Origin of the sequence: Salinicola halophilus (assembly GCF_003206155.1) — a bacterium.
Classification (GTDB): Bacteria; Pseudomonadota; Gammaproteobacteria; order Pseudomonadales; family Halomonadaceae; genus Salinicola; species Salinicola halophilus.
Genome location: NZ_PZJV01000006.1, coordinates 113,159 through 133,973, shown reverse-complemented (window position 1 = coordinate 133,973; position 20,815 = coordinate 113,159). Strand labels below are relative to the sequence as shown.

Genomic DNA, 20,815 nt, shown 5'->3' with positions numbered 1-20,815 from the left:
GTTCAGCCGACGATCAGGGGATCGTCGGCAGGCTGATCTCGTCGGTGCGCTGGATGGCCGCGGTCATCTCTCGGCAGAGCCGCAGGAACTCGCGCATTGCCGTGGTCAGGTACTTCTGACGGTGCCAGATGAAGTTGAATCGCCGGGTGAGATCCAGCTCCGGGGTGGCGATCGCGACCAGGCTGCCGCGCCGGACGGCGTCGCGCAGGGCCAGCTTCGAGATGCAGCCGATCCCCAGCCCTGATTCCACCGCCCGCTTGATCCCCTCCGTGTGCTCGAGCTCCAGCAGAATGTTGAAGCGTCCGCGGCGATGGCGCATGGCGTGCTCCAGCGTGCGTCGGGTACCCGAGCCCTCTTCCCGCATGATCCAGGACTCGCGCAGCAGCCGTTCGGCGTCGGCGCCGCCCTCCTGTGCCAGCGGGTGCCGCGGCGAGCAGAAGACGCTCAAGTCATCCTCGATCCAGGGCTGCACCACGATGGCGTCGTGCTGGCAGTCCCCCTCGATCAGTCCGAGATCGAGCTCGTGCAGCGCCACGCGCTCGACGATGGAGGCGGTGTTGCCGACCTGCAGCCGCACACGGCTTTCGGGGTGGCGCTGCATGAAGTCACCGATCAGCAGCGTCGCCAGGTAGTTGCCAATGGTGAGCGTGGCCCCCACGTCGAGTGAGCCGATCCCCTGCTGGCCCTTGAGCAGCTCTTCGATCTCTTCCCCGCGGTCGAGCAGGGCGACCGCCTTGGGCAGCAGCTGAAAACCCAGCGCGTTGAGCTTGAGCCGTTTGCCGATTCGATCGAGTAGCTGACAGTCGAACTGACGCTCGAGCTCCGCGAGCGCGGCGCTGGTCGCCGACTGCGACATGGCGAGTGACTTCGCGGCCAGCGAAACGCTTTGATGCTGAGCGATGGCGACGAAGACTTCGAGCTGACGGAAGGTGTAGCGCATGACACGTTTCCATATCGACGGAATCGATAAAGCTTATTCAAACAATCCACTTAACGGAACGGTCGCGCCCTTCATATAATTTGGAAATCTACTCGGTATCCGCTTTATATCGATTCGGTATCCGTTTTCGGCAGGCGACAGGAGGCTTCATGAGCAAGTTTGCGTTGGAAGAGGTTCTCAGCGTTCATCACTGGAACGACACCCTTTTCAGCTTTCGTACCACGCGCGAGAGAAGCCTTCGGTTCAAGAACGGACAGTTCGTGATGATCGGTCTCGAGGTGGAAGGCAAGCCACTGGTGCGTGCCTACTCCGTGGCGAGCCCGAACTACGAGGACCATCTCGAATTCTTCAGCATCAAGGTGCAGGACGGCCCGCTGACGTCGCGCCTGCAGCACCTGAAGGTGGGCGATCAGATCATGGTCAGCCGCAAACCCACCGGGACGCTGGTCTGCGATGATCTGCTGCCCGGCCGCAATCTCTACATGCTCTCTACCGGCACGGGGCTTGCGCCGTTCATGAGTCTGATTCAGGACCCGGAAGTCTACGAACGCTTCGAGAAGGTGGTGCTGATTCACGGCGTGCGCTCCGTCAGCGAGCTCGCCTACGCCGACTTCATCTCCCAGGAGCTGCCGGCCCACGAATACCTCGGCGACGAGATCCGCGAGAAGCTGGTCTATTACCCGACCGTGACACGGGAAGCGTTCCACACCACTGGCCGTCTGACGGACCACATTCGCAGCGGCAAGCTGTTCGAGGATACCGGCCTGCCGCCGCTGGACCCGAAGCAGGATCGCGCGATGATCTGCGGCAGCCCCGCCATGCTCGACGAGACCAGTGGCCTGCTCGACGAGCTGGGTTTCGCCATCTCCCCGCGTATGGGCGAGCCCGGCGACTACGTCATCGAGCGCGCTTTCGTCGAAAAGTAGGCGAACGAGCTACGAGCTACGAAAAGCGCCAGCGACGTTCGTCGCTGGCGCTTTTTTACGCGGCAATCCCTTTAAGCTCTTATTGCGGCTCGCGGCTTACACCGCGTCCTTGTCGGTCTCGCCGGTACGAATCCGCACGACCTGCTCCAGCGGGGAGACGAAGATCTTGCCGTCGCCGATCTTGCCAGTGTTGGCGACCTTGGTGATCGCGTCGATCACCTGATCGCTCATCGAGTCGTCGACCGCGACTTCGAGTTTGATCTTGGGCAGGAAATCGACCACGTATTCGGCACCGCGATAGAGTTCGGTGTGTCCCTTCTGGCGGCCGAAACCCTTAACCTCGGTGACCGTGACGCCCTGCACGCCGATCTCCGATAGCGACTCGCGCACGTCGTCCAACTTGAAGGGCTTGATGATGGCGGTAACCAGTTTCATGAAATGTCTCCTCGCGTGCGATGAGCGAGTAGCGGCGCGCTGGGAGCGCCAATGCCGCTACTGCGTAGGCAGTCGTTGGGAATGGTCGATGACTCTCGGGTGACTCTCAGTGTAAGCATACATCGCCATTTCTAGGAACAAAAAAGGCCCCCGAAGGGGCCAGGGGAGCACGCCAGCTCACTCGGTTCGTCGACTCATTTCTTGCCGACGTAGAATTCGGGATAGGCCTCCATGCCGCACTCGGCGATGTCGATGCCCTCGTACTCTTCTTCTTCCGACACTCGCACGCCCATGATCGCCTTGATGATCAGCCAGACCACGAGGCTTGCGATGAAGACCCAGGCGAAGATGGCGACGATGCCCAGAAGCTGGGGCCCAAAAGACGCATCGGCGTTGTTCAGGGGCACCGCCAGCACGCCCCAGATACCGGCCACGCCGTGCGCGGAGATGGCACCGACCGGGTCGTCGAGCTTGAACTTGTCGAGCGCAACGATGGAGAGGACGACCAGCAGACCACCGATCATGCCGATGATCGCGGCGCTCAGGCCGGAGGGCGACAGCGGATCGGCGGTGATCGCGACCAGGCCGGCGATAGCCCCGTTGAGTGCCATGGTGAGGTCCGCCTTGCGGAACCAGACCTTGGCCAGGATCAGCGCGGCGATGACACCACCGGCGGCGGCCGAGTTGGTATTGACCAGCACCTGAGCTACGTTGTTTGCCGAGTCGACGTTGGAGACCATCAGCTCCGAGCCGCCGTTGAAGCCGAACCAGCCCATCCAGAGGATGAAGGTACCCAGGGCGGCCAGCGGCAGGTTAGCGCCGGGGATGGCGTAGATCGCGCCGTTCTTGCCGTACTTGCCTTTACGCGGACCGAGCACGATCACGCCCGCCAGCGCCGCGGCCGCACCGGCCAAGTGCACGATGCCGGAACCGGCATAGTCGGAGAAGCCCGCTTCGGCGAGCCAACCGCCGCCCCAGGTCCAGTAGCCGGAAACCGGGTAGATCAGGCCGGTCATGATCACGGCGAAGATCAGGAACGACCACAGCTTCATGCGTTCGGCGACCGCCCCGGAGACGATGGACATCGCCGTGGCGACGAACACGACCTGGAAGAAGAAGTCGGCACGCGCGGAGTAGTAGATGTCACCGCCGCTGCCCATGACGTCGTCGACGCTGTTTTCGCCGCCGAGCAGGAACCCGAGGTTGGGGAAGATGCCGCCGGCATCGCTGGAATACATCAAGTGATAGCTGAACAGCAGATAGACGAGGCTCGCGATGGCGAAGAGCACCACGTTCTTGGTCAGGATCTCGGTGGTGTTCTTGGCGCGTACCAGGCCCGCCTCGAGCATGGCGAACCCGGCCGCCATCCACATCACCAGAACGCCCGACATCAGGAAATAGAAAGTGTCGAGCGCATAGGAAAGTTGGACTACTTGATCGTTCATTCTTCTTTCTCCTCGTTCCGCGCCGTCAAACGGCGTCGGCCCCGCGTTCCCCGGTCCGGATCCGGATGACGTCTTCGAGTGGCGTGACGAACAGTTTGCCGTCGCCGATCTTGCCGCTGTTGGCGGCATTGCGGATCGCATCCAGCACCCCGTCGACGCGCTCTTCGGCGACGGCGACTTCGATTTTCACCTTGGGCAGAAAATCGACGACGTACTCTGCGCCGCGATAGAGCTCGGTGTGGCCTTTCTGGCGGCCGAACCCTTTCACCTCGGTGACGGTGATGCCCTGTACGCCGTTGTCGGCGAGTGCTTCACGAACGTCATCGAGCTTGAAGGGCTTGATAATGGCGGTGATGAGTTTCATCCCATGCGTCTCCCTTGATCGACCTGCGCCAGCAAGCACAGGCAGGTGCCGTGCCATCGTAATTTTTTTTGTTTCAAATCATATGCCTATCGGCAATGCGGCGTAGGCGCCCCATAGCGGTGCAAACGGCTCGCCCGCTCGATGCACCAAATCAGTGAGAAGGGATTCGGGTGTGCACTTTTTGAGCGCAAGCGCAACCTGCCCACTTTGCGTATGCTATGTGGAGACCTTTTTCACGGAGAGAACAGCATGTCGGCACAGGATCGATTCGAACGTCTGGCCAAGCAGTTGGGGGATCGGCTGCAGGGCGCGTCCGGTGCGCCCGGCGACATTCAACGCAACGTTCAGGGAGTCCTCCGCGGCGCCATGGAGCGCATGGAGATCGTCTCGCGCGAAGACTTCGACATCATGATGGAAGTACTGCAGCGCACCCGTGAGCGCGTCGAAGCGCTGGAGGAGCAGGTTTCTGCGCTGGAGAACACGATCCAGAGCGAGCGTGCCGCCCAGCCCGCGCCGCCGACGCCCGTTCATGACGATCTGGATGGCTCTTCGGACGGAACACCGGACACGCCACGCTAAGGACACCGGATACTCTGCGCGAAAGACACCGGCAACATTGCGCTAAAGCTTGAAGTCATCGAGGCGATAATCCGGTAATCGACGGTTACTGGACGGGGGGTTGCCCCGCATCGCCTGCGGCAGTCGCCCAGGTTGGCTTTCAAGGGAGGCGGCATGACGCTGGCAATCGTGCGGACGCGGGCGAGTCTCGGACTCGAAGCACCCGAGGTGTTGATCGAAGTCCATCTCAGTAACGGCCTGCCCGGGCTTACCCTGGTGGGACTGCCTGAAACCGCGGTGAAGGAGAGCCGGGAGCGCGTTCGCAGCGCATTGATCAACGCCGGCTTCGAATTTCCCTCTCGACGTATCACCCTCAATCTCGCGCCCGCCGACCTGCCCAAGGACGGCGGGCGCTTCGATTTGCCGATCGCCCTCGGCATTCTCATGGCGTCCGGCCAGATCCCGGTGGAGGCGGCCGAACGCCTCGAAGTGGTCGGCGAACTCGCGCTGGACGGGACGCTCCGAAGTGTCACCGGCGTTCTTCCCACGGCGCTGGCGGCGAGACGCGAGTCGCGGGCGCTGATGGTGCCGTCGGCCAACGCTGACGAGGCGGCGCTGGCCGACGGCGTCGAGGTCTTCGCCGTGGGTCATCTCCTCGAGGTGGTAGCCCATCTGCTCGGGCGCGAAAAGATTGCGCCGCACCAGTTTGGCGCACGTCTGACCCAGCCGCCTCCGCAACCCGACATGGCGGACGTCAAGGGTCAGCATCAGGCGCGTCGAGCGCTGGAGGTCGCAGCGGCCGGCGGCCACAATCTGCTTTTTGCCGGTCCGCCGGGCACCGGCAAGACGATGCTGGCGAGCCGACTGGCGGGCATCCTTCCACCGCTGACGCGGGACGAAGCTCTCGAAGTGGCGGCAGTGCGCTCCGTGTGCGGGCTTTCCATCATGGATCGCTGGGGCCAGCGACCGTTTCGCAACCCGCACCATACGTCGAGCAGCGTCGCGCTGGTCGGGGGCGGTTCGAAGCCGCGCCCGGGGGAGATTTCGCTGGCCCACGAGGGTGTGCTGTTTCTCGACGAGCTGCCGGAGTTCGACCGCCACGTGCTGGAAGTCCTGCGTGAGCCGATGGAGAAGGGAGTGTGCTATTATCAAACTTTTAGTGAAAGTGGTTAAAAAATGACCAGAAAAGCTTATGCATACGTTCGCTATTCGTCAGCGATTCAAGCCAAAGGCGATTCAGTCGACAGGCAAGTTAGCCCGCTAACATTATTTTCTGAAAAATTTGGTGCCGGGATTGAAGAAGTCTTTGTCGACGAAGGCGTATCAAGCTTCAAAGGCGATAATATCAAGCGTGGTCGTTTTAAAGAAATCCTTGAAATGATTGAAAACGGTGTCATTTCAGCAGGTGATTATCTGGTAATCGAAAGTATCGACAGAATATCTCGTCAGGCACTAAACAAAACAGCTTCTCAGCTCTATGCGATTTTAGAAAAAGGTATACAGATTTATACGACAAGCGACGAAAAGCTTTATTCATTAGAAGATAAAAGTCGCGATCTTGAAAATTACTTAATGATTGGTTTAATCGCAAAAAGAGCGAATGAAGAAAGTGAAATTAAGTCAAAACGCCGGAAATCTGCTTGGCGAAATGCAAGGAAGTTGGCTAAGGAAGAGAAAAAAGTTTTCAGCACATACCAAAACACGCCGTATGGGTTAAGAGTAGAAAATGGTCAGTTTGTTATTGTCGAAGAAGAAGCTGAGGAAATCAGACAGCTTTTTGAAAGCCTAAAATATGTTGGAGTTTCAAAGTCTATTAAAGAGTTGAATAAAACAGCTAAGAAAAAATGGTCGCATAGAAATGTTCATCAGCTTTTAGTGAACAAATATGTCATAGGAACTTACAGAGCACAGGTTAAAGAGGACGGCAAAAAAGTTTTTGAAGAAAATATTGAAGATTATTATCCAAAAATAATCAGCGAATCTGTTTTTTATGAAGCAGTTGAAGCTATGAAAGTTAGAGCTACAAAAACGTACTATGGTAACGAAAGCACAGGTAGTTTGAATATTTTTAAGCACTGTATAAAGTGCTCCTGCTGTGGCGAATCAATGCGTTTTTATCGCGGGAAAAATCCTAAAGGCATTCAGTACTGCTACGCCGGTTGTACTAACAAGACAGAATCGGGGTTTAGTTGCTACGACCAAGCATTTCGTTTTGATTATGCTATAGGGGTTTTGCTTAATTATTTGAGAGGGCTTTATTTCTACAATGTCGAATACGGCTTGGCAGAAAAAATGGAAAATGCCAATGTAGAACAAGTTAAAAACTGGTATGCGTCTGATATTCTATTTTTAGATATTCTAAAAAAGCAGAAAACGGCTGATAAAAACATTGAAAATAAAGCGAATGAATTGGCAAAAGCAAAGTCCTTTTTGACTAACCTAACAGAGTCTGTCGGAAGTTTTCAGGGTCGTATACCCACAACTATACTTAAACAGCTTGGTGAAGCTGAGGACAAAGTTGAGAGGCTCGAAAATGAATTCAATTTGCTTAAAGTTGAAGAAAGAGAAACATTGAATGCTGTCGATTTTAACCAATTTCTCGATTTGCTGAACTCGGAAAAAGGCCGTCAGCGTATTAACAGATTTTTTAAGCAAAACGGTTATACTTTTCACTTCGAGTATCAAAAACATTTAGGTCGAAGTTTGAAAATGACTATCAAGCGAGACGGTGTTTTTGCGGGTGTTTACGGAGTAAGTTTTAGTTTGCGACACCCGCTTAAAGATTTTGATATATATAATTACAATGACCTTTGCTAAGCTTCTTGCTAAGGGGTGGAATATACCTTGCTAGAAACGTGTTTGCTGTCGATAGCGTTTAGAAATCGGTTTTGTTCTTCAAGCATACGACATATGTCAATTTGGTTGCTATGTATTAAAAGCTTTTCAGTCTCTACGCCCTCGGAATTTATCTTACGCAGGGTCAGAGGTGTCTGCCTACCGATTTTAGGCTCATGCACCCTATAATCGTCTATTAGCCGAGTAATACAGTTGTTATAGTCCGATTGTTTCGAAGCTCGCATTTTTCGATATCTTTCTAGTATCAGAAATAATGATTTAATAAATTTTTTTGAGGCGAGCATTAAATCTATTTTATCATTGTGACTTTCGAGAAATTTTTCCGTAAATTGATTGTTTTCTAACAGAGCCTCCTTCTCAGCATATATCTCACAACGGCACTCCATATGCTCTCGATTTTGGTCCCAGCCCGAGGGCAGTATAATTCTATGCACAGGCTGTTCACCGTGGGCGACATAGTTCCTCAGCTTGAACATTAGTCTATAGTATTTACAGTTATCGTATTGCTCAGAAATAAAAGACTTTAATTCTGATTTTGAATCTTTGCCAAGTGTCTTTTCGACCTGTGACTCGATTTTATCAAGATAAAATCTTGCGGATAGCAACAGAGCGTTAATTCTAGCATTCATTAACACTCTATATTCATAAAATTTTTCAGGGGTAATGATATGATAGAAAGAGTTTTTTGAAGCTATGTTAAGTATTTCCCTTTCGGCCTCCATAAACATTTTGAATGTTATATCGAAATTAGTTTCCGCTCTCAATGAGTGCTTAAAAAAGCTCATTCCTTTTTTTGCGGAATGATATTCTTCTTCTTTTATTTCTACTTCTGCATGCTTACCAAGGTAATTGGCATATAAGATATATTTTTGCATTATTTTCTTACCATTTTGTCAGTTGGGTTCAGGAAGTGATCGTTTAAGTTTTAATAAAATGAAAATAATTGTCTTTTATGTTATAATATAATTGCGGGTTAAAGCAAGCATACACAGAGACCCCTCGCTTCGCTCGGTTATCTCAGTGTGCTTGCTCAGGGGCTTCGCCCCCAAGACCCCCAAAACAATAACAACAATCACACGGAGGTGGTTATATGAAGAGAACAGAGTCAGTAAAAATTAGATTATCCAAAATCGAAAAAAACCAAATCATCGAAAACTCGAATGGTTTGAAAGTTGCTGTTTGGTTAAGAGAATTGGCGCTTGGTAATAAATCAAAATCAAGAAAGCCAATTCCAAAAGCCGACCCTGAGTTAATCAGGGAGTTGGCAAGAATCGGCAACAACATAAATCAAATCGCTCGATTAGCGAATGAAAACAAAAAAAGCGGTTTTGACTTTAATGCTTTCGCAGTGCTTCAACAGCTTCAAGAGATTGAAAGCCAGTTGGAGTTATTGAAATGATAGTCAAGTTATTCCGCCACGGTGCTAACCAGAAACGCCCCAGACAAGCTGTTAAAAATGCGGTTGGCTATCTATTCAGTTCTCACGACTCAAACGGCTCACAGCGTGCCGTGGAGCCGTCTCTGGTGCGCGGAAATGTTGACCTATGGTCCCAAGTCGTCGAAGAAGGGAACTTTGCCGGACGCTACACAAGTGGCGTTCTCGCATTCGCAGAGAATGATATCCCGGAAGATACACAGCAAAGAATTATCAGCGACTTTGAAAAAGCATTGTTACCGGGCTTAGAGCCAGACCAATATGCTTCGCTTTGGGTTCGACACGAAGACAAAGGGAATGTTGAACTTCACTTTATGGTGGCTGGTGAAGAGTTGAGCACTGGCAAGCGTCTTAATGCTTATTATCACCGCGTTGATAAGCACCGCGTAGACACTTGGAAAAATGCTGTGAACGCTGAATATGGCTTTTTAGACCCGAACAGCCCTAACCGTCAACAGTCGTTAACAAGTGCTAAGGATTTGCCGAAGGTTAAGCAAGAAATTGTTGAAGCAATGAACGAGCATTTAACAAATATGGTTGTCGACGGTGAAATTAAGAATAGAAAAGAACTGCTCGTGGAAATCACAAAACTAAAATTGGAGGTGGCCCGTGAAACAAAACAATCAATCAGTATCGTCCCGCCGTCTGGCGGGCAAAACATTAGACTCACAGGCGCAATCTATGCGCGAGATTTCGACGCGAATAACTTCTCGTCAGAAAGACTATCAAACAGAGTTGAGAGCTACGACAGCAGTCGCGAAGAAAGAGCTTTCAAGTCTCGCGAATCACTCGAAGCAATGTGTAGAAAGCGTTCAGAAGCAAACAGGAAAAAGTATTGCGAGGCTGAAGAGGGGGGGAATTCTCTTTTCAGTGATAGGCTCGATAACGCTTCTAGCGCTAGGCGCAGTAATCAGTCTGACAGCATTTTTCTATTTCAGCGACAAAACTATCGCCTCGACTTTGCCGGAGAACCGAAGCTATATTCTATGTCAAAAAACAGGGGCAACAAGCAACGGTCAGAAAGTATGTCTACCAAAATAAAAAAGGGGAAGAATAATGAAGCAGACAAATACAGAGATAATGATTTTTTTGAAAACTTTCGTAGAAGAATACGAAAAACGAGACGAGTCTATAATGACGCTCTTGAAAGTGTCAGAACAAGAGCGAAGCGCTTTAATGAAAGAAATAAAAGAAGCGAGACAAGAAAATCAAGATTTGAAGCTGAAAGTCGAAAAATTGACTCAGCTATTGCAAGATTAGAAAAACAAAAAAGTCGTCAAAAAAGCAGAAGCAAGGGCTTCGATTATCCAGCCCCTTAATCCTCCAACTCTTTTAATTCTTCAATCAATAACTCATTTTTGCTTTCAAAAATCAGCTCCCGATTGTAGTAAATAAAGTTGTTTCCGACCGCTTTCAGCACTTCTTCCTTTTTATTTTTTACTTCTTCAATGTCAGAAGGGGGTTGTCCGAATAAGTCGCATGATGCTTTCATACAGCCTCCTTTTTCTTGCTAAGTATATCGTGCTGTTGTTCGAAAGGTCGTCTCGCAAAATCTCTTTGTTCCTTCATTTTGTAAAAATGCGAAGTAGCTTCGCCTTGCCAACAGACAAACGGAGAAATACGAATCCACTCAAAAGCATTGCCTTGCGTGCTATAACTGATTATGTGTAGCCTTCTCAGCTTGTTGAATGCTGTAGAAACAGATTGTCGAGTCAAGAATAGTTTTTTTGCTATCGCGCTTTGTGTTTTTTCTATGTGATTCATATTGACTGTATTATCGAACATAATGTTAGCCATTAAGTAATTAAATACAGCATTGTCGGCATTGCTTATTAAGTCGCCTTTTAACTTTGCTATTTTCTTCTCGACTGCTTTTTTGTCTTCATCGGAGATTTCCTCTTTCTTTTTTTCTTTTAGCTCAAAAATCTGTTTCCTGACTTTTGTTTCATACTCTGTAATATTCATTGGATACCCCTCTTTTTTGTTTAAGTTATAGTAGGCGAAATGCTGAAAACCAACTTTCTTTTTTGTCTTTTGTTCTTCATTGTTTTGACTTTTGTCATTTACATTATTTTGCTTTTTTTCATTTAATTTGTTATAGTCACTCATGGCTCATTCTCCTTTTGTATGTAATGAGTTAAAAAATCACCTGCTCGCAACAGGTGATTTTATTATATCATACAAAATCTAGTGTGTCATATATTATGACACCCTTATCATTATATCAGACACCCCCTCCGTCATTTTTTCAGCAGTTTTTCAGCGAAAATGACAATCAAAATAATTTGCTTATTGATATTAGAAATCTGGGAGTTGGCAGAACTCAGTTTTCGAGCAGTTCTGCATATTTTTCTTTTTGAAAACAACCCCTAGCCCGCTTCGCGGGCTTTGTTTTTGTTTTATATGCTACCGCCAGCAGAGCTGGCTCTCGTTCGCTTCGCTCTCTCACTGGTTATTGAAGCAGAAGCTATCTGGAACTGCTATATTCTGCCCAGAGTGGATTTAAAGTTGAAGTGCGTATATTGGCGACCCGGTCAAGAGCTTCAAGCAAATCCTCGTCGTTTGCTATTAACATTTCTTCCGCTTTTATGATTTCAGTTACCGCTTCATTGAAATGAATATATGCGACCCTGTTGTTATTTCTCTCGGAGTACGCCAAGCCCCGGTCAAGAAGGTCTTGAGTGTCTTGTGAGAGTTTCAAGTTTTCTTCAAAGTAGCCCATATTTCGTTCTAAGCAGTTGATAAGTATGTAGACCAGTAAAGAAGAAGCTTCTTTAAATGCTTGGTCAAGAGAGGCCACAATGTCTTGGTCCTGTCCTGAATCCCTCATAATTTAGTGTCTCCGCTTTGTAATCAGTTTCAATGGTCTGAGATTTTTTGCAAAATCTCCACTCCTTTTCTTTCGACTAAAACCTCTCTTTATTTTCAATTGCTTAGCGCTTCATAAAGTTTGGTTTTACCCCCTACCCTTGGAGTCGGCGCAGATCCTGATCTCCAGGGCTAATCATCAGCGCCGGTTCCCTGCCCGCTTCCAGCTCGTCGCCGCGATGAACCCTTGCCCCTGCGGCCATCTCGGTGACCCGCGCCAGCGCTGTCACTGTACGCCGGCGCAGATCCAGCGCTATCAGTCGCGTCTCTCCGGACCGCTGCTCGACCGCATCGATCTCCAGGTCGAAGTGCCCGCCCTACCCGCGACCCAGCTCACGGATCGCACCCCGGGGGAGAGCTCCGCCGCGGTCCGCGAACGCGTGCTGGCCGCCCGAGAGCGCCAGACGGCGAGGGGCGCGCTCAATGCCCACCTGCCCGGGCCGGCGCTCGAAGCCGCCTGCGCCCTGAGTGGCGAAGAACGTCACTGGTTCGCCGACGTGCTGGACCGCCTCAACCTCTCCGCCCGCGCCTATCATCGAGTGCTGCGCGTCGCGCTGACGCTGGCCGACCTCGCCGGCGAATCCCGCGTGAGCCGAGGGCATCTGATGGAGGCGATCGGCTACCGTCAGCTCGATCGCATGCTCAACGCCAACGGTGCCCCGCCAGGCTGAACGCTTGCGTCAGCGCCGGCGTTTCACGTCGGCGTTCACCGGTGTGTCCAGGAGGGCCACGGGCGCGCGCTTTGCCGCGAGTGTCGCGGCCCTCTTCTTCGTATGAAAGCGGGGCGCGCCAACCCATTTGTCACACCCCGGAATGGCTAACCCAGCGCGACCCGCAGCGGCTCCAGTCGCCCTGGCGCCAAAGCGTCATCCAGCGCACTGATCCGCAGCACGTGGCCAAGCGACGGGTGCGCCGGCCGGTGGATCAGCGTCCCCTCGGCCAGTAGCGCGGCGTGCACCTCGGCTGCGCGCTCGGCGCTCGGCAGTCGCAACGCGACGAAGTTGGTCGTGCTCGGCAGGACATCGCCTCCCCATTGGGTGAGCGTCTCGGCGAGGACTTCCCGCCGCGCTACCACCGCCGCGACGTGTTCGCGGGTCTCCTCCGGATGGTCGAGCACCGTCATCGCCGCCGTCAGCGCCAGCGACGACACCGCGTAGTGAATCCGCGCCTTCATCAGCATGGCGACCGTTTCGGGCTCGGCGATGGCGTAGCCGATACGCAGCCCCGCCAGGCCGTGCGCCTTGGAGAAGGTGCGTAGACGAATGACGCCGGGCCAGACGGCGTTCGCCGCGGGCGTCCAGGCGTCGTCGCGAAAATCGTGATACGCCTCGTCGAGAATCAGCGTGCAGTCCTCGGGTAGCGCATTTTGCAGTCCGAGCACGTCGGCATCGCTGTGGAGATGGCCGCTCGGATTGTCGGGATTGGCCAGATAGACCGCGCGGGCGTCTTCGCGATGTGCCGCCTCGGCCAGCGCGCTGAGGTCCGGAGCGAGATGGCCGGGACCGTTGGCGTAGTCGACCTCGACGGCGCGTAGCCCCTCGGCGCGCAGGAAGTAGCTGAAGGTGGGGTAGGTGCCGGCGCTGACGATGACCGTACTCTCCGGGTCGCAGAGCGTACGCAGGCAGAGCGCCATCAGGCTGTCGGCGCCGGCATCGACGAGAAGCGCGGCCGGGTCGAGCGTCAGGACGTCACCGAGGCGCTGGCGCGGCAGCCATGCCTCGGCGTCGCCGTAGGCTCGGGCGAGTGTCGCGATGTCGTCGCCGAAGCGCGCGGTCAGCGCCCGGTGGGGCATGTCGAGCCCTTCGTTGGAGCCGATGCGATGGGGCAGCGAGTGGCCGAGCCGACGCTCGAGCGCGCTGACGCCGGGGAAGGGGTTGTGCGGGCCGTCCTGGTTCTCGAGGTGGCGGGCGAAGCGGGGCATGGCAATGGGTCCTGATTGGCCGGATCTGAATGACGAAGAGCGACGAACGTGGCGTTAGCGTGCCCCGGGCAGGGCGTCGAGATCGAGCGCGCCGCTGGCCTGCCACTGCCAGTGGTTGCTGGCGTCGCTGGCATGCGAGAGCACGAACTGCAGTCGGTAGGGCTGCAGCGTGCGGTCGCTCAGGCGAAGCGGCGGTGCGTCCGCGCTGAGCGTCGCCTGCAGCGTCCACTGATCGCCGTTTTCGCCCAGCGCGCCGCTCGGCGCCCAGTCGAGCACGTGCGGTGAAGTCGCGCGCGAAAGTAGTGCCCGACCGAGTGCTTCGTTGAGCGCTTCGGCGCCGATCGGCAGATTCGCATCGACCTGCGCCGGGCGCAGCAGGATCACCGTATCTCGAGTCTGCCCGGCGGGCCACGGCGGGGCGGCGAGCAGACCGCGAGCGGCGCTCTCGGCCAGACCGCTCAAGGCCTGGCGGGGTGTGCTCGGGGCCGAGGCGAGGCCGGCGCAGCCGGCGAGCAGCACCAGTATCAACGTGGCCAGCAGGCCTCGGCAGCGACCGATGGACTTCGATGCGCCGGCGTCTTCGCTCGGGCGTGAGGCGCGCATCCGACTCACGAGGGAGGCGTCTCTGCGTCGGCGTGACCGGGCCGGCCGCTCGGATGCGTGGCGGCGAAATCGACGAGAAAACGCGACAGCGTGTCGAACAGCTCGGTACGGATGTCGTCGGCTTCGTTGACCAGGTGATGGCGGGCCAGCGGATGGCGCACGATGTCGGCGCCGGGGAACTTGCGCTTGAGCGCCTTGAGATTGAAGGGCCAGTCGACGGTCAGATCCTGCTCGCCTTGAAGGATGAGTACCGGTAGCGGGCTCGGTTGGCGCTTGAGCAGCCGCGGCATCCAGCGGCGCATGGCGGTGACCCAGGCGACCGCCAGACGGTCGTCCTGCAGCGGGTCGTGCAGCCGCAGAAAATCGGAGAAGGCGACGTTGGTGGTATTGGCGCGATACTTGCGCGCGATGCTCGAGACGAAGGGGCTCGCCAGGCTGTGCAGCCAGCGCGACTGATTCCAGCCCCAGGGGCGCACCAGCGGGGCGAGCAGGATCAGCCCCTCCCAGGGCGCGTCGTCGCCGCGATCGAGCGCATCGGTGGCGACGATCGAGCCGCCCGTGCTCTGACCGATGGCGAGCCAGGGCCCGGGCGCGAGGCCGAGAGCGGCGATCTCGCGCTCCACGTCGTTGAAACAGAGCACGTAATCGGTGAAATCGTCGATGCTCGCCCGGGCGCCGCTCGAGAGCCCATGACCGGGCAGATCCCACATCACTACCTGCCAGCCGAGCGCGAGCAGCCGCTCGAGCAGATGGCCGTAGAGGCCGAGATGATCGAAATAGCCGTGCACCACGAAGATCGTGCCGCGCGGCGAAGGGGGCGACCACACCTGCGTCCAGAGGTCGAAGCGCCGGTCGGCGTCGCCACGTCCCTGTAGAAAGCCGGCGTAGAGCGTGACCCCTTCTCGCCAGTGCCGAGTCAGATGATAGTGATCGAGATAGGCGAGCAGCGCCGGCTCGGCGAAAGGCTCGACCCGCCTGACGGGACCGAGAGCGTGCAACTGCGAAAAGTCGAGCATGGACGAATCTCCTGAGACGCTCATGCTACTCGCCGCGTCGGTGCAAGGCCACGCGTGAGGACATGGCGATGGCGTCGCGATCTCGCGACTGCCGCGGGTCGGGCATGGACCAAGGTCGAACACGACATTCCTGGTCTCGGCGCCTACTATCGGCGATAAGATCGGGTATCTGGAAACGATTTCCACAGCGGCCTCGTGTCAGTGCCGCCGTGGCATGACGCGCCAATGGCGCCCACTTTCGGGCTCGCCGCGACCCCTGCCGAAGGCGAAGCCGACCGTTTCATCGTCGAGGGCCGCCGTGCCCGGACCGGCAGCAACATTCTAGGAGGCTGACATGACGGAGCGTGTGACTCACCATCGACTGCAGGTCGCTGACGTGCTCGAGCGTTTCATCGAGCGCGAAGCACTGCCCGGCACGGACATCGAGCCGGCGGCATTCTGGCAAGGCTTCGACGCGCTGGTTCACGACCTCGCGCCGCGCAACCGAGAGCTGCTGGCCGAACGCGATCGGCTCCAGACCGAACTCGATGAGTGGCACCGGGCGCACCCCGGTGAGATTCAGGACATGGGCGCCTACCGCGCCTTTCTCGAGAAGATCGGCTATCTCGAGCCGCAGCCGGCTTCGGTCAGTGCGACCACGGCCAACGTGGATACCGAGATCGCCCGTCAGGCCGGTCCGCAGCTGGTGGTACCGGTGAGCAACGCCCGCTACGCGCTCAACGCCGCCAACGCGCGCTGGGGCAGCCTGTACGACGCGCTCTACGGCACCGATGCGATCAGCGAGGACGACGGCGCCGAGAAGGGGCGCGACTACAACCCCAAGCGCGGCGAGAAGGTGATCGCTTACGCCCGCCAGGTGCTGGACCGGGCGGCGCCGCTGGCCGAAGGCTCCCACGCCGAGGCGAGCGCCTATCGCATCAGCGAGGGCCGGCTGCGGGTGACGCTCGACAGCGGTCGCGAGAGCGGGCTCGAGAATCCGGATCGCTTCATTGGTTTTCAGGGCGAACCCGACGCGCTCGACGCCGTGCTGCTGAGCCACCACGATCTGCACCTGGAGATCCAGTTCGACGCCGGCCACTCCATCGGCAAGATGGATGCGGCCGGGATCAAGGACGTGCTGTTGGAGGCGGCGATCACCACCATCATGGACTGCGAGGACTCCGTCGCGGCGGTGGATGCCGACGACAAGACGCTGATCTATCGCAACTGGCTGGGGCTGATGAAAGGCGATCTCGAAGAGGCGATCGACAAGGGTGGCAAGGTCACCACCCGGCGGCTCAACGCCGATCGCGTCTACACCCAGCCCGACGGTGGCACGCTGAAGCTCCCCGGACGCTCGCTGATGTTCGTGCGCAACGTCGGCCATCTGATGACCACGCCGGCGATCCTCGACGGTGAGGGCAACGAGATCCCCGAAGGCATTCTCGATGCGGTGATGACGTCCTTGATCGCGATTCACGACCTCAAGCGCGAAGAGGACGATTTCAGCGGCAACTCCCGCTCGGGGTCGGTCTATATCGTCAAACCCAAGATGCACGGTCCGCGCGAGGTCGCGTTCGCCAACGATCTGTTCGCCGGCGTCGAGCAGCTTCTGGGGCTCGCCGAGAACACGCTGAAGATGGGCATCATGGACGAGGAGCGACGCACCTCGGTCAATCTCAAGGCGTGCATCGCCGCCGCCGCGGCCCGAGTGGCATTCATCAACACCGGCTTTCTCGACCGTACCGGCGACGAGATGCATACCGCCATGAACGCCGGCGCCATGCTGCGCAAGGGCGACATGAAGGGGGCCGCGTGGATCGACGCCTACGAGCGCAACAACGTGCAGATCGGGCTGGCCTGCGGGCTGCGCGGTCGCGCCCAGATCGGCAAGGGCATGTGGGCGATGCCGGAGCTGATGGCGGCGATGCTCGAGCAGAAGGTGGGGCATCCCAAGGCCGGCGCCAACACCGCCTGGGTGCCGTCGCCCACGGCAGCAGTGCTGCACGCGCTGCACTATCACCAGATCGACGTCGAAGCGGTTCAGCATGAGCTCGAAGCCAAGGGCGAGAGCGATCTGCTCGACGAGCTGCTGACGGTGCCGGTCGATCCCCGCGCCGACTGGGACGACACCGCGATCCAGCAGGAGCTCGACAACAACTGCCAGGGCATTCTCGGCTACGTGGTGCGCTGGGTGGAGCACGGCGTCGGCTGCTCCAAGGTGCCGGACATCCACGACGTCGGCCTCATGGAGGACCGCGCCACGCTGCGGATCTCGAGTCAGCACATTGCCAACTGGCTGCACCACGGCGTGGTCGATGCAGCTCGCGTCCGGGAAACCCTCGAGCGCATGGCCCGCGTGGTCGATGAGCAGAACGCGCACGACTCGGACTACACGCCGATGCACACCCATCTGGAGGACTCCAGCGCTTTCCAGGCGGCATCCGACCTGATCTTCAAGGGGCGCGAACAGCCGTCCGGCTATACCGAGCCGCTGCTGCATCACTGGCGAGCAGTGGAGAAAGCCAAGCACTGACGCGGCAAATCGGCGTCGATCGAGAAAGCCAGCGGCCCGGCCGCTGGCTTTTTTCGTACGCGTGGGTGTCGCCACACCCGGGTTGGGCCCGGGGGAGTCGAGAGGCGTCGTAGTGGGGTCAAGGCGTTGTTCGAGAGACTGGGACTCTCCGAGCGCTTGGGCTATCGTTGTCGCCAGCCCGCTCGATCGCCAACCCGCTCAATTGCCAACCCGCTCAATTGCCAACCCGCTCGGTCGTCCGCTCGCCGAGCCGCCCGGGAGAGTCCGATGACCGTGATGACCGCCGCCGAGATCGAGGATTTCCTCGATGACGTCTTCCCGCACCGTCAGGGCACCATCGAGGCGGTGGATCACATGCGTGCCACCATGAGCCTCGCCATCGAGGACGAACACCTGCGCCCCGGCGCCAGCGTCTCCGGGCCGTCGGTCATGGGGCTGGCGGACGTCTGTCTCTACGTGGCGATTCTCGCCGAGATCGGCCCCGAGGCAATGGCGGTCACCAGCAGCATCAACTGCCACTTCCTGCGCCGGGCGCGGGGCGACCGCGATCTGGTGGCCAATGCCAGGATCCTCAAGCTCGGGCGGCGTCTCGCCGTCGGCGAGGTCCAGCTTTTCTCCACCGGCGACGACGAACCGGTGGCGCTGGTCACCGCGACTTACGTGCTGCCGGACCGCGACGACTGAGTTCTTTCCCCGCCCGCGCCTGTGGTGGTTTGCTTCTATTGCGAGCCAGCTTCTATTGCGGGTCCGCTTCTATTGCGGGTCCGCTTCCGACGGGCGCTGGCGCCAGGCGCTCACGCCGAGGGCGATCCAGCCCGCCATCAGGCAGAGCCCGCCCACGGGGGTGACCACGCCGAGCAGCCGGGGCGCGCCGAAGGTCAGCGCGTAGAGGGAGCCGCTGAAGAGCAGCACGCCGGCGAACCACAGCGTAAGCGTCAGAATCTGCCCGCGCAGGAGGCGCTGCTGACGCCAGACGAACACGCCGAGTGCCGCCAGCGTGTGCCACGCCTGATAGCGCACGCCGGTGTGAAAGACGTCGAGCGAGCTCGGGGAGACACGGTCGGCGAGGGCGTGCGCGCCGAAGGCGCCCGCCATCACCACGATCAGTCCACTCAGCGCCACGGCCAGGCCGATGACTCGCGTCTCGCGCCATACTCGCGTCCCGCGCCACAATGGTTGCATGTCGATCCTTCTCCGATGGGACTATTCTGACCAGACGCCAGGACTTGGGTAGGTGAAAGCGCACTGCGCAAGCGGAAGCCGGTGCGAGCCGATCCACGCCAGCGCCCGTGAGCCGCGCCATGGCGGCATTTGACGCCCGACAGTCTAGCGCGTAAAAACCGCCCCGGCAGTCGCCCGCCGCAGCGCCGGGTCGGCGTCGATGTCATCGCTTTCCACAAGGATCCCAAGATGGAATTCATCAACACGCTCCGCGACGCGGCCTACTCGGTCATGACCCCCGTCAGCGATTTCGTCTGGACCTACATCCTGGTCTATCTGCTGCTCGGTGCCGGCATCCTGTTCACCATTCTCACCCGCGGGATGCAGTTTCGGCTGTTCGGCCACATGGCCCGGGTCACCTTCACCAGCCGGGGGTCCGGCAACGGCGTCAGCGGCTTTCAAGCGTTCGCCACGTCGCTGGCCGCCAGAGTCGGCACCGGCAATCTCGCCGGCGTGGCGCTGGCGCTCTGGGTCGGTGGCCCGGGGGCGATCTTCTGGATGTGGGTGACGGCGCTGGTCGGCTTCTCCACGGCGTTCATCGAGTCGACCCTGGCGCAGACCTACAAAAAGCGTAACGAGGACGGCGTCTTTCGTGGCGGCCCGGCCTACTACATCGAGCGCGCGCTCGGCTATCGCTGGATGAGCGCGCTGTTCGCCGTCTTCCTGCTCATCGCCTACGGGCTGGCCTTCAACGGCGCCCAGTCCAACACCATCGCGCAAGGCATGGCGCAGGCGTTCTCGATCCCCCACTGGCTCACCGGCGTGGTGCTGGTGGCCCTCACGGCGATGGTCATCTACGGCGGGCTGCGCTCGATCGCGCGCACCGCGGAGAAGATCGTGCCGCTGATGGCGATCGCCTATCTGCTCGTCGCGCTGTGGGTGCTGTTCATGAACCTCTCCGAGGTGCCGGCGATGCTGGCGCTGATCGTCAAGAGCGCCTTCGGCTTCGGCCCGGCCGTCGGCGGGGCCGTGGGCTACTCGATCAAGATCGCCATGGAAAACGGCATCAAGCGCGGGCTCTTCTCCAACGAGGCGGGCATGGGCTCGGCGCCGAACGCCGCCGCTCAGGCAGACGTCAAGCATCCGGCGGCACAGGGGCTGGTGCAGTCCTTCGGCGTATTCATCGACACGCTGGTGATCTGCAGCTGCACCGCGGTGGTGATCCTGCTCTCCGGGGTCTACGAGCGGCTGATGAGCAACTCGCCGGGTCAGGATATCGTCGGCATCCAGCTCACCCAGAATGCGATGGTCGATCACCTGGGCAGCTTCGGCGAGATCTTCATTGCCATCGCCATCTTTCTGTTCGCCTTTACCTCGATCCTCGCCAACTTCTCGTTTTCGCAGATCAACATCGAGTATCTGTTTCAGCGCCGGGCGAAGCTCGCGGTGGCGATGTTGCGCATCGCCGTACTGGCGATGGTGATGATCGGCTCGGTGGCACAGCTGTCGTTCGTGTGGGATTTCGCCGACTTGGCGATGGGCCTGATGGCGACCACCAACCTCGTCGCAATTCTGATGCTCTGCCCGATCGCCCTGCGGGTGCTCAAGGATTACGAGCGCCAGCGTCGCGACGGCATCAACGAGCCGACCTTCGACCCCCAGGGCGTGCTCAAGCGCCCCGAGCAGGTCGACGCCGACGTCTGGCCGCGCAAGGATGTTTGAGCCGCGCTGACGGGCTACAATGCGGCGCGCGCGTCACGGGCGCGCTGTTT

20 protein-coding genes and 2 pseudogenes are annotated in these 20,815 nt (G+C 57.6%); 10 read left to right on the top strand and 12 right to left on the bottom strand.

Annotated features, from left to right (window positions below):
- Positions 1-13 precede the first annotated feature (13 nt).
- On the bottom strand, positions 14-940 hold the full coding sequence (locus tag DOM33_RS12520) for a LysR family transcriptional regulator (RefSeq protein WP_110669476.1): 927 nt from the start codon (positions 938-940) through the stop codon (positions 14-16).
- Between the two features lie 149 nt (positions 941-1,089).
- On the opposite strand from DOM33_RS12520, the gene DOM33_RS12515 reads away from it, so the two are divergent.
- Complete coding sequence (locus tag DOM33_RS12515; RefSeq protein ID WP_110669475.1) at positions 1,090-1,866, top strand: ferredoxin--NADP reductase; 777 nt, start codon at positions 1,090-1,092, stop codon at positions 1,864-1,866.
- Positions 1,867-1,962: 96 nt separating this feature from the next.
- Here DOM33_RS12515 and glnK read toward each other — a convergent pair whose 3' ends face one another.
- The 3 genes from glnK to DOM33_RS12500 form a co-directional block, all read right to left on the bottom strand.
- Entirely contained in the window at positions 1,963-2,301 is a 339-nt protein-coding gene (gene glnK, locus DOM33_RS12510) for a P-II family nitrogen regulator (RefSeq protein WP_110669473.1), read from the bottom strand.
- Between the two features lie 194 nt (positions 2,302-2,495).
- Positions 2,496-3,746: an ammonium transporter gene (locus DOM33_RS12505; protein WP_110669471.1), complete on the bottom strand. Its 1,251-nt coding sequence runs from the start codon at positions 3,744-3,746 to the stop codon at positions 2,496-2,498.
- A gap of 25 nt (positions 3,747-3,771) precedes the next feature.
- A complete protein-coding gene (locus DOM33_RS12500; RefSeq protein WP_110669469.1) occupies positions 3,772-4,110 on the bottom strand; it encodes a P-II family nitrogen regulator in 339 nt (112 codons plus the stop codon).
- 249 nt (positions 4,111-4,359) lie between these two features.
- On the opposite strand from DOM33_RS12500, the gene DOM33_RS12495 reads away from it, so the two are divergent.
- The 3 genes and pseudogenes from DOM33_RS12495 (at position 4,360) to DOM33_RS12485 (ending at position 7,485) form a co-directional block, all read left to right on the top strand.
- Positions 4,360-4,689 carry an accessory factor UbiK family protein gene (locus DOM33_RS12495; RefSeq protein ID WP_110669467.1) on the top strand — a complete coding sequence of 110 codons (330 nt, stop codon included), beginning with the start codon at positions 4,360-4,362 and terminating at the stop codon, positions 4,687-4,689.
- Between the two features lie 153 nt (positions 4,690-4,842).
- Positions 4,843-5,805: pseudogene (locus DOM33_RS12490) on the top strand (YifB family Mg chelatase-like AAA ATPase); the annotation flags it as partial.
- A 39-nt stretch (positions 5,806-5,844) separates the two neighbouring features.
- The gene (locus tag DOM33_RS12485; protein ID WP_110669462.1) at positions 5,845-7,485 is read left to right on the top strand and encodes a recombinase family protein; all 1,641 of its coding nucleotides are present in this window, start codon (positions 5,845-5,847) and stop codon (positions 7,483-7,485) included.
- 8 nt (positions 7,486-7,493) lie between these two features.
- Here the strand turns inward: DOM33_RS12485 and DOM33_RS16200 are convergent, their stop codons facing one another.
- Positions 7,494-8,399, bottom strand: coding sequence for a hypothetical protein (locus DOM33_RS16200; protein WP_162617969.1), 906 nt, complete (start codon positions 8,397-8,399; stop codon positions 7,494-7,496).
- A 215-nt stretch (positions 8,400-8,614) separates the two neighbouring features.
- Between DOM33_RS16200 and DOM33_RS12480 the strand changes: the two genes are divergently transcribed.
- Both DOM33_RS12480 and DOM33_RS12475 read left to right on the top strand, forming a co-directional pair.
- Complete coding sequence (locus DOM33_RS12480) at positions 8,615-8,923, top strand: MobC family plasmid mobilization relaxosome protein (protein WP_110669460.1); 309 nt, start codon at positions 8,615-8,617, stop codon at positions 8,921-8,923.
- On the top strand, positions 8,920-10,278 hold the full coding sequence (locus DOM33_RS12475) for a relaxase/mobilization nuclease domain-containing protein (protein WP_110669459.1): 1,359 nt from the start codon (positions 8,920-8,922) through the stop codon (positions 10,276-10,278). Before DOM33_RS12480 ends, DOM33_RS12475 begins: the two co-directional genes overlap by 4 nt.
- Here DOM33_RS12475 and DOM33_RS16195 read toward each other — a convergent pair.
- From DOM33_RS16195 to DOM33_RS16185, 3 genes are all read right to left on the bottom strand, one after another.
- The gene (locus DOM33_RS16195) at positions 10,275-10,451 is read right to left on the bottom strand and encodes a hypothetical protein (protein ID WP_162617968.1); all 177 of its coding nucleotides are present in this window, start codon (positions 10,449-10,451) and stop codon (positions 10,275-10,277) included. The genes DOM33_RS12475 and DOM33_RS16195 overlap by 4 nt on opposite strands.
- Positions 10,448-11,068 (bottom strand): helix-turn-helix domain-containing protein, encoded by a 621-nt coding sequence (locus DOM33_RS16190; RefSeq protein WP_162617967.1) that lies wholly within the window; start codon positions 11,066-11,068, stop codon positions 10,448-10,450. The genes DOM33_RS16195 and DOM33_RS16190 overlap by 4 nt, the downstream gene beginning before the upstream one ends.
- A 358-nt stretch (positions 11,069-11,426) precedes the next feature.
- A complete protein-coding gene (locus DOM33_RS16185) occupies positions 11,427-11,789 on the bottom strand; it encodes a hypothetical protein (RefSeq protein ID WP_162617966.1) in 363 nt (120 codons plus the stop codon).
- Between the two features lie 136 nt (positions 11,790-11,925).
- Between DOM33_RS16185 and DOM33_RS12470 the strand changes: the two are divergent.
- A pseudogene (locus tag DOM33_RS12470) lies at positions 11,926-12,498 on the top strand (ATP-binding protein); the annotation flags it as partial.
- A 146-nt stretch (positions 12,499-12,644) separates the two neighbouring features.
- Here DOM33_RS12470 and DOM33_RS12465 read toward each other — a convergent pair.
- The 3 genes from DOM33_RS12465 to DOM33_RS12455 are packed head-to-tail and all read right to left on the bottom strand — an operon-like array spanning position 12,645 to position 15,367.
- Positions 12,645-13,748: a pyridoxal phosphate-dependent aminotransferase gene (locus DOM33_RS12465; protein WP_110669458.1), complete on the bottom strand. Its 1,104-nt coding sequence runs from the start codon at positions 13,746-13,748 to the stop codon at positions 12,645-12,647.
- A 54-nt stretch (positions 13,749-13,802) separates the two neighbouring features.
- Positions 13,803-14,351 (bottom strand): hypothetical protein, encoded by a 549-nt coding sequence (locus DOM33_RS12460; protein WP_110669457.1) that lies wholly within the window; start codon positions 14,349-14,351, stop codon positions 13,803-13,805.
- Positions 14,352-14,356: 5 nt separating this feature from the next.
- Complete coding sequence (locus DOM33_RS12455; RefSeq protein ID WP_110669456.1) at positions 14,357-15,367, bottom strand: alpha/beta hydrolase; 1,011 nt, start codon at positions 15,365-15,367, stop codon at positions 14,357-14,359.
- A 334-nt stretch (positions 15,368-15,701) separates the two neighbouring features.
- Here DOM33_RS12455 and DOM33_RS12450 point away from each other — a divergent pair, with 334 nt between their 5' ends.
- The gene (locus DOM33_RS12450) at positions 15,702-17,882 is read left to right on the top strand and encodes a malate synthase G (protein WP_110669454.1); all 2,181 of its coding nucleotides are present in this window, start codon (positions 15,702-15,704) and stop codon (positions 17,880-17,882) included.
- A gap of 267 nt (positions 17,883-18,149) precedes the next feature.
- Entirely contained in the window at positions 18,150-18,566 is a 417-nt protein-coding gene (locus tag DOM33_RS12445; RefSeq protein WP_110669453.1) for a PaaI family thioesterase, read from the top strand.
- Positions 18,567-18,635: 69 nt separating this feature from the next.
- Here DOM33_RS12445 and DOM33_RS12440 read toward each other — a convergent pair whose 3' ends face one another.
- A complete protein-coding gene (locus DOM33_RS12440; protein ID WP_110669451.1) occupies positions 18,636-19,064 on the bottom strand; it encodes a DUF423 domain-containing protein in 429 nt (142 codons plus the stop codon).
- 228 nt (positions 19,065-19,292) lie between these two features.
- Here DOM33_RS12440 and DOM33_RS12435 point away from each other — a divergent pair, with 228 nt between their 5' ends.
- Positions 19,293-20,765 (top strand): alanine/glycine:cation symporter family protein, encoded by a 1,473-nt coding sequence (locus tag DOM33_RS12435; RefSeq protein WP_110669449.1) that lies wholly within the window; start codon positions 19,293-19,295, stop codon positions 20,763-20,765.
- The last annotated feature ends 50 nt before the right edge of the window (positions 20,766-20,815 follow it).

Coding starts and splice junctions, on each gene's coding strand:
- DOM33_RS12435 (WP_110669449.1), top strand. CDS start 19,293: ATGGAATTCATCAACACGCTCCGCGACGCGGCCTACTCGGTCATGACC.
- DOM33_RS12505 (WP_110669471.1), bottom strand. CDS start 3,746: ATGAACGATCAAGTAGTCCAACTTTCCTATGCGCTCGACACTTTCTAT.
- DOM33_RS16200 (WP_162617969.1), bottom strand. CDS start 8,399: ATGCAAAAATATATCTTATATGCCAATTACCTTGGTAAGCATGCAGAA.
- DOM33_RS16195 (WP_162617968.1), bottom strand. CDS start 10,451: ATGAAAGCATCATGCGACTTATTCGGACAACCCCCTTCTGACATTGAA.
- DOM33_RS12500 (WP_110669469.1), bottom strand. CDS start 4,110: ATGAAACTCATCACCGCCATTATCAAGCCCTTCAAGCTCGATGACGTT.
- DOM33_RS12480 (WP_110669460.1), top strand. CDS start 8,615: ATGAAGAGAACAGAGTCAGTAAAAATTAGATTATCCAAAATCGAAAAA.
- glnK (WP_110669473.1), bottom strand. CDS start 2,301: ATGAAACTGGTTACCGCCATCATCAAGCCCTTCAAGTTGGACGACGTG.
- DOM33_RS12450 (WP_110669454.1), top strand. CDS start 15,702: ATGACGGAGCGTGTGACTCACCATCGACTGCAGGTCGCTGACGTGCTC.
- DOM33_RS16190 (WP_162617967.1), bottom strand. CDS start 11,068: ATGAGTGACTATAACAAATTAAATGAAAAAAAGCAAAATAATGTAAAT.
- DOM33_RS12460 (WP_110669457.1), bottom strand. CDS start 14,351: ATGCGCGCCTCACGCCCGAGCGAAGACGCCGGCGCATCGAAGTCCATC.
- DOM33_RS12475 (WP_110669459.1), top strand. CDS start 8,920: ATGATAGTCAAGTTATTCCGCCACGGTGCTAACCAGAAACGCCCCAGA.
- DOM33_RS12445 (WP_110669453.1), top strand. CDS start 18,150: ATGACCGTGATGACCGCCGCCGAGATCGAGGATTTCCTCGATGACGTC.
- DOM33_RS16185 (WP_162617966.1), bottom strand. CDS start 11,789: ATGAGGGATTCAGGACAGGACCAAGACATTGTGGCCTCTCTTGACCAA.
- DOM33_RS12495 (WP_110669467.1), top strand. CDS start 4,360: ATGTCGGCACAGGATCGATTCGAACGTCTGGCCAAGCAGTTGGGGGAT.
- DOM33_RS12485 (WP_110669462.1), top strand. CDS start 5,845: ATGACCAGAAAAGCTTATGCATACGTTCGCTATTCGTCAGCGATTCAA.
- DOM33_RS12515 (WP_110669475.1), top strand. CDS start 1,090: ATGAGCAAGTTTGCGTTGGAAGAGGTTCTCAGCGTTCATCACTGGAAC.
- DOM33_RS12455 (WP_110669456.1), bottom strand. CDS start 15,367: ATGCTCGACTTTTCGCAGTTGCACGCTCTCGGTCCCGTCAGGCGGGTC.
- DOM33_RS12440 (WP_110669451.1), bottom strand. CDS start 19,064: ATGCAACCATTGTGGCGCGGGACGCGAGTATGGCGCGAGACGCGAGTC.
- DOM33_RS12465 (WP_110669458.1), bottom strand. CDS start 13,748: ATGCCCCGCTTCGCCCGCCACCTCGAGAACCAGGACGGCCCGCACAAC.
- DOM33_RS12520 (WP_110669476.1), bottom strand. CDS start 940: ATGCGCTACACCTTCCGTCAGCTCGAAGTCTTCGTCGCCATCGCTCAG.